Annotated in this window: 14 protein-coding genes; 8 read left to right on the plus strand and 6 right to left on the minus strand. The window is 36.4% G+C overall.

The window, feature by feature from the left end; all coding sequences use genetic code 11:
* Positions 1-63: 63 nt before the first annotated feature.
* On the minus strand, positions 64-408 hold the full coding sequence (locus K8089_RS10765) for a cupin domain-containing protein (protein ID WP_237603292.1): 345 nt from the start codon (positions 406-408) through the stop codon (positions 64-66).
* A gap of 156 nt (positions 409-564) precedes the next feature.
* On the opposite strand from K8089_RS10765, the gene K8089_RS10770 reads away from it, so the two are divergent.
* Positions 565-1041, plus strand: coding sequence for a hemerythrin domain-containing protein (locus K8089_RS10770; RefSeq protein ID WP_237603293.1), 477 nt, complete (start codon positions 565-567; stop codon positions 1039-1041).
* Between the two features lie 80 nt (positions 1042-1121).
* Here the strand turns inward: K8089_RS10770 and K8089_RS10775 are convergent, their stop codons facing one another.
* The 4 genes from K8089_RS10775 to K8089_RS10790 form a co-directional block, all read right to left on the minus strand.
* Positions 1122-1313, minus strand: coding sequence for a hypothetical protein (locus tag K8089_RS10775; protein WP_237603294.1), 192 nt, complete (start codon positions 1311-1313; stop codon positions 1122-1124).
* A gap of 128 nt (positions 1314-1441) precedes the next feature.
* On the minus strand, positions 1442-2719 hold the full coding sequence (locus tag K8089_RS10780; RefSeq protein ID WP_237603295.1) for a metal-dependent hydrolase family protein: 1278 nt from the start codon (positions 2717-2719) through the stop codon (positions 1442-1444).
* A gap of 18 nt (positions 2720-2737) precedes the next feature.
* Complete coding sequence (gene galE / locus K8089_RS10785) at positions 2738-3760, minus strand: UDP-glucose 4-epimerase GalE (RefSeq protein ID WP_237603296.1); 1023 nt, start codon at positions 3758-3760, stop codon at positions 2738-2740.
* A 35-nt stretch (positions 3761-3795) separates the two neighbouring features.
* Positions 3796-4953, minus strand: coding sequence for a DegT/DnrJ/EryC1/StrS family aminotransferase (locus K8089_RS10790; protein WP_237603308.1), 1158 nt, complete (start codon positions 4951-4953; stop codon positions 3796-3798).
* Between the two features lie 253 nt (positions 4954-5206).
* On the opposite strand from K8089_RS10790, the gene K8089_RS10795 reads away from it, so the two are divergent.
* From K8089_RS10795 to K8089_RS10810, 4 genes are all read left to right on the plus strand, one after another.
* The gene (locus K8089_RS10795; protein ID WP_338149249.1) at positions 5207-6373 is read left to right on the plus strand and encodes a 3-deoxy-D-manno-octulosonic acid transferase; all 1167 of its coding nucleotides are present in this window, start codon (positions 5207-5209) and stop codon (positions 6371-6373) included.
* A 140-nt stretch (positions 6374-6513) separates the two neighbouring features.
* Positions 6514-6741: a hypothetical protein gene (locus K8089_RS10800; RefSeq protein WP_237603298.1), complete on the plus strand. Its 228-nt coding sequence runs from the start codon at positions 6514-6516 to the stop codon at positions 6739-6741.
* Between the two features lie 25 nt (positions 6742-6766).
* Entirely contained in the window at positions 6767-6997 is a 231-nt protein-coding gene (locus K8089_RS10805; protein WP_237603299.1) for a hypothetical protein, read from the plus strand.
* Positions 6998-7034: 37 nt separating this feature from the next.
* Positions 7035-7286 (plus strand): hypothetical protein, encoded by a 252-nt coding sequence (locus tag K8089_RS10810; RefSeq protein ID WP_237603300.1) that lies wholly within the window; start codon positions 7035-7037, stop codon positions 7284-7286.
* 27 nt (positions 7287-7313) lie between these two features.
* Here the strand turns inward: K8089_RS10810 and K8089_RS10815 are convergent, their stop codons facing one another.
* The gene (locus K8089_RS10815; RefSeq protein ID WP_237603301.1) at positions 7314-8102 is read right to left on the minus strand and encodes a LexA family transcriptional regulator; all 789 of its coding nucleotides are present in this window, start codon (positions 8100-8102) and stop codon (positions 7314-7316) included.
* Positions 8103-8205: 103 nt separating this feature from the next.
* Between K8089_RS10815 and K8089_RS10820 the strand changes: the two genes are divergently transcribed.
* Genes K8089_RS10820 through K8089_RS10830 form a run of 3 tightly spaced genes read left to right on the plus strand, consistent with a single transcriptional unit; the run spans position 8206 to position 10566 of the window.
* Positions 8206-9489 carry a putative DNA modification/repair radical SAM protein gene (locus tag K8089_RS10820; protein WP_237603302.1) on the plus strand — a complete coding sequence of 428 codons (1284 nt, stop codon included), beginning with the start codon at positions 8206-8208 and terminating at the stop codon, positions 9487-9489.
* Positions 9486-10253: a TIGR03915 family putative DNA repair protein gene (locus K8089_RS10825; RefSeq protein WP_237603303.1), complete on the plus strand. Its 768-nt coding sequence runs from the start codon at positions 9486-9488 to the stop codon at positions 10251-10253. The genes K8089_RS10820 and K8089_RS10825 overlap by 4 nt, the downstream gene beginning before the upstream one ends.
* 52 nt (positions 10254-10305) lie before the next feature.
* The gene (locus K8089_RS10830; protein WP_237603304.1) at positions 10306-10566 is read left to right on the plus strand and encodes a hypothetical protein; all 261 of its coding nucleotides are present in this window, start codon (positions 10306-10308) and stop codon (positions 10564-10566) included.
* Positions 10567-10741 lie beyond the last annotated feature (175 nt).

Consider the following 10741-nt stretch of genomic DNA (forward strand, 5'->3'; position numbering starts at 1 on the left):
AAATTTAAATGTGACGAATCAAACTTTTACGTATTGCACAGTTTTCCTGATCGCGTTGTCACATTACGAATTTTTAGCCACATCTTTCACGCGTTTTGCAGAATCGGCTTTATTTAAACTTAATCTAACCGTGCTTGTTTCCAAAGCTTTTAAATCGTGCGGCACACCCCCTTCAAGAGCTACTAAATCACCCTTTACTAATTTATGAAGCACGCCGTTTACCCCAAAATCTATGGCTCCTTCAAAAATTTCCACCACAATAGGAAAAGGGGTTTTGTGTTCTTTCATAACGTGACCTTCTTTAAAGGCAATTCTAATTTCCTTGCTGGTTTCAGTTTCCATTAAAACTTGAATGGTGGGGCGGCTTTCGTGATATTGAAGTCCGTTTACTAATGATGCTACTTTCATATATATTGAATTAATATTTCTTATTTAGAATGATTCAAAATTAATAAATAATAACTTCATAACCTTAAAATTGACTGGAAATTTTACGTATGATTAAACTCATAATTAATACGAAACATTTTGCCGAATTTTGTTTTTTCAATTAGTATTTTAGAGATGAAAAAGCATACCCAGAAAAAAAATTTAGCGTTAACCCCTATTATTGAAGAACACAACGAAGTTATTTTACTTTGCGAACGGATACGAGAAGGCCTGCGAAACAAAGTTGAAAACAAACGAATTAAAAAATACATTGATTGGTTTAAAGCAAATTATTTAGATGCACATTTTGAAATAGAGGAAAAGCAAATCTTCCCTATTTTGGGAAGTAATAATGTACGCGTGAAAAGGGCATTAGCAAATCACAGACGCTTGAACCGTTTATTTGAAGAAACAGCTGAACTGCACAAGGTGCTGCACAAAATAGAAGAAGAGTTGAGCAGTTATATTCATTTTGAAGAACGTATTTTATACAGAGAAATTCAAGCCGTTGCCAGTGAGTTTCAATTGCAGGAAATTGAAAATATCGACTCTGAAATAGCATTTACTGACGATGCTTGGAAAGACCGCTTTTGGGTTAGTTCGTTAAATTAAAAGCTTCAATTTATACCATAAAAAAACACCGAATGAACCTAGATTCATTCGGTGTTTTTTATTCTGTAATCATAATTTAATTAAGCGCTTATCCTACAATCTTCGCAATCTTTCGTTTTCCCATAATAGGTTTCGCGATATTTATGTAAGGTTTTAAACGGAATGCTCAAAAATGTTTTTTTGATGTAAATCACACTCGTGGTGAACATTCCCATTTTTTCTGTAAATCTTTTTTCTGTTTTTGTTTGTCGTTTCACTGAAACTAACTTCATCCTTGTTTTTTTGACTCCCTTTAGCCTTTAAACTAAAAGCGAAAGTACAGAGTGCTGTTGAGCTGCAAAGAAACAAAGGATCGTTGCCAATTCCTAAAAATAATCGTTAAACATGGGTTAAACCATGATTATTCTTTAACAATAACACCGTTTTTCATTACAAATACTACGTTTTCGAGCGTTTTAATGTTTTTAGTTGGATCCTCGTCGACCGCAATTATATCTGCCATAAATCCTGGTTCGAGTTGACCGATCTCATCTTCAGCCATCAAAATTTTTGCAGGAATGATTGTTGCAGATTGAATGGCTTCCATTGCAGGCATACCCGCTTCAACCATATATCCAAATTCTTTTGCGTTTTGCCCATGTGGAAACACGCCAGCATCGGTTCCAAACACTATTGGCACTCCTTTTTTATACGCGCTCGCAAACATATCCTGAATTTTTGGACCAATTTCCAAAGCTTTGGGAACAATAATGACAGGATAATAATTTTCAATTTTAGCTTGATCGCTAACAAACCTACCTGCGGAAATAGTGGGCACCAAAAAAGCGTTGTGCTTTTTCATCAATTCCATTGTTTCATTACTCATTAGCGTACCGTGCTCAATTGTTTTTACCCCTGCGCGTACAGCACGTTGCATACCTTCGTCGCCGTGAGCGTGTGCTGCCACCTGCATATCGTAGTCTTTAGCGGTATCAACAATTGCTTTTATTTCGGCTTCAGTAAATTGTGGATTTTTTCCGCTTTTTGCAACACTTAAAACGCCACCCGTTGCGGTAATTTTAATCCAATCTGCGCCATTTTTATAGCGTTGACGCACCGCTTTTGCAGCGTCGTCTACACCATTCACTACTCCTTCAGCAGGGCCGGGATCACCCATCAATTCTTTCTTTCGGCCGTTTGTAGGATCTGCGTGACCGCCAGTTGTGCCCAAAGCTTTTTCGGCTGTATAAATTCTAGGACCCACTGTTTTTCCCGAATTAATTGCATTGCGAAGCGAAACATTTACCCCACTTCCACCCAAATCGCGAACGGTTGTGAAACCTGCCATTAACGTTCGTTTTGCAATTTCAGCAGCATTAAAAGCTACATCGGCATCGTTTAAAATAAAAGGTTTTAAATACCCATCGCGACTGGTTTCTCCTTCAATATGAACGTGCATATCTGTTAATCCAGGCAACACCGTTTTATTTTTTAAATCGATTACTCGGTCTTCGGGACTTTTAGCATTTATATATCCATCTTCAATACTTGTAATTTTGTTTCCCGAAACAACAATGGTTTTTTCAGAAAGCACTTTTCCGTTTTTGGTATCGATTAATTTTCCACAATGCAAATAAATGTCTTGCGCACTGCTTCCGAAGAAAACAAAAAGAATTACAAGGGGTAGTAGTTTTTTCATAATGAAATGTTTTAAGTTTTACTTTATTTCGCGTACTTTCTTCTCCCATTTCCAAGCCGAAGCCAAAGCGTCTTCCATTGTTTTTTCGGCTTTCCATCCTAAAACTTTATTCGCTTTTGCAGTGTCTGCATAAACCGAAATAACATCGCCCGGACGTCTAGCTACAATTTTATAATTCAATTTTTCACCCGTTGTTTTTTCGAAAGAATTCACAACTTCCAAAACAGAACTGCCTCTGCCCGTTCCTAAATTGAACACCTCAAACTGGGTTTCATTTTTATTTGAAAGCAATCGTTGCAAGGCAATAACATGCGCCTTTGCCAAATCTACCACGTGAATATAATCGCGAATGCAGCTTCCATCTTCGGTTGGATAATCGTCTCCGAAAACAGACAGTTCTTGCCGAACGCCCGCTGCAGTTTGCGTAATAAAAGGAACCAAATTTTGCGGAACACCGGCTGGCAGTTCACCAATTTGTGCAGTAGCATGCGCTCCAATTGGATTGAAATAACGCAACGCAATTGATTTTAACGACGAAATAGCGCAGGTATCTTTTAAAATTTCTTCGCTTATTTGTTTTGTATTTCCGTAAGGTGAAGTTGCAGGTTTTACTGGAGCAGTTTCAGTAATAGGCAACGTATCGGGTTCGCCATAAACCGTACAGGAAGAACTGAATATGAAATTATCTATACCACGCGATTTACATTCTTGCAGCAGATATATTAGCGTGTTCAAGTTATTTTCGTAATAAAGCAGCGGATTTTCAACACTTTCGCCCACGGCTTTACTTGCAGCAAAATGAATAATTCCGGCAATGTCGCTGTGCTCCTTAAAGAATTCTGTCACGTCCCATTTTAACCGTAGATCGAGCCTTTCAAAGGCTGGTGGAGTTTTGGTAATATTGGTAATCCCTTCTAAAACATCCAAAGATGAGTTTGAAAGATTATCTACAATAATAACCTTAAAACCTGCATTTTGAAGCTCAACAACGGTGTGGCTTCCTATATAGCCCAAACCGCCAGTAACTAATATTTTTTTCATATTTATTTCCGCGAGGGCGGGTATCTATTTAATTATTATTTCTCAATAAAATCAATAACAGTTTTTGTAATATAATCAATCTGTTCATCATCCAATTCGGTGTGCATGGGTAATGAAATTACTTCATTAACCAATTGATTGGTTACTGGAAAGTCTGCTTCGTTATAGCGTTCATCGGCATACGCTTTTTGAAGATGTAGGGGAATAGGATAATAAACCCCGCACGGAATTCCTTTTTCATTTAAATGATTTACCAAAGCATCGCGATCTGCGTTAACAATTTTTAGCGTGTATTGATGAAATACGTGACAATCGCAAACATCGCAAATAGTTTGGGTATTATCACAAAAACCTGTTGGAGTAATTATATTTTTAATACCCGCGAAGGCTTCGCTGTACTTTCTAGCCGCATTTCTACGGGCAGCATTATATTGATCTAAAAGTGGCAGTTTGGCCCTTAAAACCGCGGCTTGAATAGAATCTAACCTACTGTTTACCCCTACAACATCGTGGTGGTAACGCACGTACATGCCGTGGTTTACAATGCCGCGAATGGTATGCGCCAAAGCGTCGTCATTAGTAAAAATAGCACCGCCATCACCATAACATCCCAAGTTTTTTGAAGGAAAAAATGAAGTTGAAGCCACGTGACCAATGGTTCCAGTTTTTTTCTTTGACCCATCCTTTGAAGTGTAATCTGCACCAATTCCTTGGGCATTGTCTTCAATTACATAAAGATTGTGTTCTTTGGCTATCGCCATAATTTCATCCATATTGGCTGCGAGACCAAAAAGATGCACGGGCACAATGGCCTTTGTTTTTGGTGTAATCGCTTTTTTGATCGCTTCAACATCAATGTTGAAATTCACTGGATCAACATCCACCAAAACCGGAGTCAGTTGCAAAAGTGCGATAACTTCTACCGTTGCAGCAAAGGTAAAATCGGCAGTAATAACTTCGTCTCCCGGTTTTAGACCAAGACCCATCATTGCTATTTGAAGCGCATCAGTACCATTCGCACACGGAATTACGTGTTTAACATCCAAATACTCCTCAAGTTCCTTTTGAAATTCGTGAACTTCCGGACCGTTTACAAAAGCGGTAGTTTCAATAACGTTCATTATGGAACTATCTACCTGCTCTTTTATATTTTGATACTGACCTTTAAGGTCAACCATTTGAATTTTTTTCATAACATGCCCGCGCGCACGGGTATCTTTTAAATTGAACTTCATTCTTTTGAATTCGGTAAAATTACGAAAATGAAATTTGTTTGAATTGAAGTTATTCAGTTATTGAGTTATTCTGTTATTAGCGTATTGCGTCTCTAATTTTAAATTTGGTGCTTGAATTTTGGTATTTTTGTTTCTTATGCACACAATCTACAATTTATTGATTTATTTGGCATCATTCGGTTTACGGATCGTGGCGCTATTCAGTAAAAAAATGAAACTTTTTGTTAATGGCAGAAAAGATGTTTTTAAATTACTGCAACAAAAAATTTCAATTTCCGATACAATAATTTGGTTTCATTGCGCTTCTTTAGGCGAATTTGAACAGGGCGTACCAATTATGGAAGCCATAAAAAAGTTAAAACCAAATCATAAATTGATTGTTAGCTTTTTTTCACCTTCGGGTTTCGAAATAAAAAAGAACACTCCGTTGGCCGATGCCGTAGTTTATTTGCCAATGGACACACCATTAAATGCGCGAAAATTTATTGCTGCAATTAAGCCTTCGCTCGCCATTTTTGTGAAATATGAATTTTGGCCCAATTATCTTTTTGAATTACAAAAGAAAAACATTCCAACGCTTTTGGTTTCGGGTGTTTTCAGAAAAGATCAACTGTTTTTTAAAAGATACGGTGGATTTATGCGAAAAGCACTCGGAAGTTTTAATCATTTTTTTCTTCAAGAAAACAATTCTGAAATGCTCTTGAAAAGTATCGGTTTTAATAACACTACCGTTAGCGGCGACACGCGTTTTGACAGGGTTTCGCATCAAATAGAAATAGACAACACCTTGAAATTTGCCGAAGAATTTAAAGGAAGTTCGCTCTGCATTGTCTGTGGAAGCACGTGGCCCGAAGATGATGCAGTATTATTAGATTATATAAACTCGGCACCGGAAGATGTAAAATTTATTATTGCCCCGCATAAAATTGAAGCTGATAAAATAGCAGCTTTCACTAATAAAATTGTAAAAAAAACACTACTTCACTCAAATAAAGATGAAGTAAGTATTTCAGAGTACAAGGTACTCATTATTGATTGCATTGGTTTATTGACAAAGTTATACAACTATGCCGACATTGCTTACGTAGGCGGCGCGATGGGTAAAACCGGGCTTCACAATATTTTGGAAGCGGCAACCTTTGGCGTACCCATAATTATAGGAAAAAACTACCGCGATTTTCCCGAAGCCATTCGATTGCGAAATTTATCAGGTTTATATGCGGTTAAAAATGCTTTAGATACTAGTGAGATACTTTCTAAAATGGTTAACAATAAAAGTTTTAGAATTAAAACCGGAATGATTGCGGGTCATTTTGTCAATAAAAATACGGGAGCTACAAATACTATAATGTCGTGGATCCGAAACAACTCACTGTAGTTTTTTTTCTTAATTTCTTGAACAGTATTCAATATTCTTGAATGCGTATTAGCATTTTCTTTACACTATTTAATATTTAATTATACATTTCATAATTTTAAACAGTTAGCTTTGTTGAAACAATTAAAAACAATCTAATAATGAAAAAATTATTTTTAACACTTGCTATTGCCGCTGTAGCCTTTGGATCGTGTCGAGAAAAGACAACGGAAACTAAAGAAGTTATTCGCGAAGTAGAAGTGGAAACCGTAGAACCCGTACCTGACAACGATAGAGAAGGTATCTTGGAAAGAGCCGCTAAAGAAGTGGACAAAGAAGTTAACGAAGAAATTGACAAAAAAATCGACGACATTGGAAACGACGATTAATATATAACCATCAAAAACCACTATTATGAAAAAACTAATTTTAAGTCTAGCATTGGTAGTAACTTTTAGTACTGCTTTTGTGTCTTGCCGTGATAATAAAAAAACAGACGACGTTGAAGATGTTGTTGACGACGTGCAAGATGATATTCAAGATATGACAGATGACGACGCCACCGATCCTGTAGAAAACACGATTCAGGAAGGTGTAAACGAAATTCAGGAAAACACCGGAACCGGTGGCACTGATGACATATAAATTAAAATTTTAGAACACATCTATTAATAAAATAATTATGAAAAAGATAGCATTAACAATAATATGCGCAACTTTTCTTGCCGTAGGTTTTACATCTTGTAGAGACCAAGAAAAGGAAATGTCTGAAAAAGACGCATTAATTCAAGAAATGCAGGAAGACGGTGCCGACATGAAAGTAAAAGATGATGACGGCGACACCAAAATAAAAATGGAGACCGAAAACAAAGAAGTAAAAATAAAAACTGATGAAGATGGCGACTCCAAAATAAAAGTGGATGTAGATAATTAATCTATTTTCCCATAAAATTAAAACCGACTAATTTAAGTCGGTTTTTTTATGGGTAATATCAGTCATTTGAGCTTTTAATTCATTCATTGATTGTTGCAATTGACGCAATAAACTGCTTTCTTCAGGTTCGTCAATTCCAAAAGTTAATTTGCTATTTACCATCCATAGTTCCTGAATATCCTTCACTTTTACATCTATTGGCAGATATTCTTCGTTTAAAGAAATTAACCTAACAGCTTGAGGATTATTTGGAATTTTCTGAAGTTTTTTCACCAATACCGAATCGCGTAAAACTACAATATAAATTTTGCTGTCCGTGGCTTCGTTAATACTAGGTACGGCTCTGCCCAAAACCCATTCATTAGGACGAATATTTGGCAACATGCTATCGCCTTCTACTTGAAAGCCGCGATATGAAGCATTTCTGTATTCTGGCAAGGGAATATTAAAAGCGGGCAAAGTTTGATACCAACCAACATCATGAATATTGTTAGGGTATCCAGCCGCTGCCTTTTGATTTACCAAAATAATAGCGTCTTCACCTGTGGTCTCTAGAGTTAAAACTTTTGGACTAACATCGCCGCGGCTCGTGTCTATATATTTATCAAAACTTTTTCCGTAAATCCATAACGGATTAATATTAAATAGAGTCATAAGCTCCATAACAACTTTTCCCGTTATTTTGGTTTTTCCTCTTTCAATATCGGCAGTTGTTGTACCAATATCAAGCAGTTCAGCAAACGATTGCTGGGTGTGCCTTTGCTCCTCACGGATTTTTTTAAATCGCTGGGCTTCAATAGTTAACTTTGATTCCATACACAAATATAACATTTTTTGGAATATATCCTAAATTATTTGTGGACTAAATCCAATTATATTGGAATATTTCCGTAGTTTTGGCAATACTCCAAATTACTATATGAATTTTGAAAGAATAAACGAAAAACTAAGCATTCTTGCCGATGCTGCAAAATACGATGTTTCCTGTTCCTCAAGCGGAAGCAAAAGACAAAATAAAAACAATGGGTTAGGCAATAGCAGCGGGATGGGTATTTGCCATAGTTATACTGAAGACGGCAGATGCGTGTCTTTATTAAAGATTCTATTAACCAATCATTGTATTTTTGATTGTGCTTATTGTGTAACTCGAAAAAGTAACGATATACAACGCGCTGCCTTTAAAGTGCAGGAAGTGGTAGATCTCACAATCAATTTTTATCGCCGAAATTATATTGAAGGGTTATTTTTAAGTAGCGGCATTTTTAAAAATGCAGACTACACCATGGAACGCCTTATCGCTGTGGCGAAAAAACTAAGAGAAGAAGAAAATTTTTACGGCTATATTCACTTAAAATCAATTCCAGGCGCAAGTGATGAACTTATGCGCGAAGCTGGACTTTATGCAGATAGACTTTCGGTTAATATTGAAATTCCCACAGAAAAGGGATTAAAACTATTGGCTCCTGAAAAAGATAGAAAAGACTTCATTAAACCGATGCAAAAGGTAAAGCACGAAATTATTCAGTATAAAAATGAAAAGAAGCTTTTAAAAAAGGTGCCAATCTATGCTCCAGCAGGACAAAGCACTCAAATGATTGTAGGCGCCAGCGGTGAAAGCGATGCCGAAATAATGTACACTTCGGCATATTTTTATAAATCTTTTAACCTCAAAAGAGTTTATTATTCTGGCTACGTTCCAATTAGTTACGACAATCGCCTACCGTCTATAGGCACTTCGGTTCCTGTGTTGCGTGAAAACAGACTTTATCAAACAGATTGGTTGCTGCGGTTTTATGGGTTCGATGTTCGCGAATTACTAAACAAGGATTTTCCAAATTTAGAATCAGATATCGATCCCAAATTAAGTTGGGCGTTACGCAATTTAGACCAATTTCCAGTTGATGTAAATACAGCCGAATTGCGCATGCTGCTTCGTGTACCGGGCTTAGGTTTAAAATCTGTTAACAAAATAATTCAAGCGCGACGGTTTCGAAAGTTAAATTGGGAAAACCTCAAATTAATAGGCGCTGCTTTAAACCGGGCAAAGTATTTTTTAACCTGCGACTCTAGAACTTTTGAAACAAAAGACAGAACTCCGGCACAAATTAAAAGTATAATTCTTGGTCAATCTAACAGTAAGTTTAAGAAAGACCTCAGTTCACAATTAAACCTTTTTGATGCTTCAAATTTTCAAACAGCATGAAAACAAATTTAATTTACGACGGTAGCTTTGAAGGGCTTCTTTCTGCAGTATTTTACGTTTATGAATATAAATTAGACACGGTTTCAATAGTAAAGAGGGAGCACGCTCAAGCCAGTTTTTTTGATACAGAAGAAGAAGTTTTAACCAATTTGGAAAAAGCAAATAGGGTATGGAAAGGACTTTCTAAAAAGATAAGTGCCCAAGGCAAAAAGAAACTGTATAAGGCCTATTTAAGTGAAATAACGACTATAGAAAACACCATTCTTTATTACATACGTCGTGCATTAAATTCAGAAAATAATATTGAGAAAGATTTTACCGATCAGCAAATTTTAGAAATCTCTAAAGTGTCAAAAAAAGTAGATCGCGAAAAACATAGAATGGACGCATTTATACGATTTAGATTAACCAAAGATGAAATGTACTTTGCGACAATTGAACCAGATTTTAATGTTTTACCACTTAATTTAGATCATTTCAGAAAAAGATATGCAGACCAAAAATGGCTTATTTACGATTTAAAACGAAAATACGGGCTCTATTATAACTTAGCACATGTGCAGACAGTCACCCTTAATATCACTCCCACCATTAACGACGAAACCAGTGCCCTAGCCTATTTCAGCTCAGAAGAACTGCTGTTTCAGGAACTCTGGGGCAACTACTTTAAAAGCAGCAACATAGCCTCGCGTAAAAATATGAAGTTACATATAAAACATATACCAAAGAGGTACTGGAAATATTTATCCGAAAAAAAATTTTGAATTGAATTTTTACTTACTTTTGCGCACTATTAATCACTAATTTATTATCACAATGAAAAAAATATTCTTATCACTTACTGCTCTTGCTTTAGTTGCTTCTGTTTACTCTTGCAGAGAAACTACAACTGAAAACGCTGAAGAAACTGCCGAAACAATGCAAACTGATGCTGAAAATGCAATGGACGAAGCTGGCGAAGCTATAGACGAAGCTGCTGATGCAACTGGCGAGGCTATGGAAGATGCAGGTGATGCTATTGAAGAAGCTGCTGACGATACTGAAGAAGCTGTAAAAGACGCTACTGACGGTCAATAAGCGATTTTTTAGCTAAAAAACTAAAAGCCTTTTCTTAATTGAAAGGGCTTTTTTTGTATTCATTATTCAAAGAGAATTAAAAAAAAATCCCCCAAGTTTTTCAACAAAGAGGATTTCTGTACTGATGGCGGGTCCCGATAGCTATCGGGATGAACCCGTAAAACATTCAATTAAA

Origin of the sequence: Aequorivita vitellina (genome assembly GCF_022008365.1) — a bacterium.
Classification (GTDB): domain Bacteria; phylum Bacteroidota; class Bacteroidia; order Flavobacteriales; family Flavobacteriaceae; genus Aequorivita; species Aequorivita vitellina.

Bases quoted from the DNA above. Each gene is read 5' to 3' on its own strand.
- K8089_RS10820 (WP_237603302.1), top strand. From the start codon at position 8,206: ATGAATTTTGAAAGAATAAACGAAAAACTAAGCATTCTTGCCGATGCT.
- K8089_RS10795 (WP_338149249.1), top strand. From the start codon at position 5,207: ATGAAACTTTTTGTTAATGGCAGAAAAGATGTTTTTAAATTACTGCAA.
- K8089_RS10770 (WP_237603293.1), top strand. From the start codon at position 565: ATGAAAAAGCATACCCAGAAAAAAAATTTAGCGTTAACCCCTATTATT.
- K8089_RS10830 (WP_237603304.1), top strand. From the start codon at position 10,306: ATGAAAAAAATATTCTTATCACTTACTGCTCTTGCTTTAGTTGCTTCT.
- K8089_RS10815 (WP_237603301.1), bottom strand. From the start codon at position 8,102: ATGGAATCAAAGTTAACTATTGAAGCCCAGCGATTTAAAAAAATCCGT.
- K8089_RS10780 (WP_237603295.1), bottom strand. From the start codon at position 2,719: ATGAAAAAACTACTACCCCTTGTAATTCTTTTTGTTTTCTTCGGAAGC.
- K8089_RS10810 (WP_237603300.1), top strand. From the start codon at position 7,035: ATGAAAAAGATAGCATTAACAATAATATGCGCAACTTTTCTTGCCGTA.
- K8089_RS10825 (WP_237603303.1), top strand. From the start codon at position 9,486: ATGAAAACAAATTTAATTTACGACGGTAGCTTTGAAGGGCTTCTTTCT.
- K8089_RS10775 (WP_237603294.1), bottom strand. From the start codon at position 1,313: ATGAAGTTAGTTTCAGTGAAACGACAAACAAAAACAGAAAAAAGATTT.
- K8089_RS10800 (WP_237603298.1), top strand. From the start codon at position 6,514: ATGAAAAAATTATTTTTAACACTTGCTATTGCCGCTGTAGCCTTTGGA.
- K8089_RS10805 (WP_237603299.1), top strand. From the start codon at position 6,767: ATGAAAAAACTAATTTTAAGTCTAGCATTGGTAGTAACTTTTAGTACT.
- K8089_RS10790 (WP_237603308.1), bottom strand. From the start codon at position 4,953: ATGAAAAAAATTCAAATGGTTGACCTTAAAGGTCAGTATCAAAATATA.
- galE (WP_237603296.1), bottom strand. From the start codon at position 3,760: ATGAAAAAAATATTAGTTACTGGCGGTTTGGGCTATATAGGAAGCCAC.
- K8089_RS10765 (WP_237603292.1), bottom strand. From the start codon at position 408: ATGAAAGTAGCATCATTAGTAAACGGACTTCAATATCACGAAAGCCGC.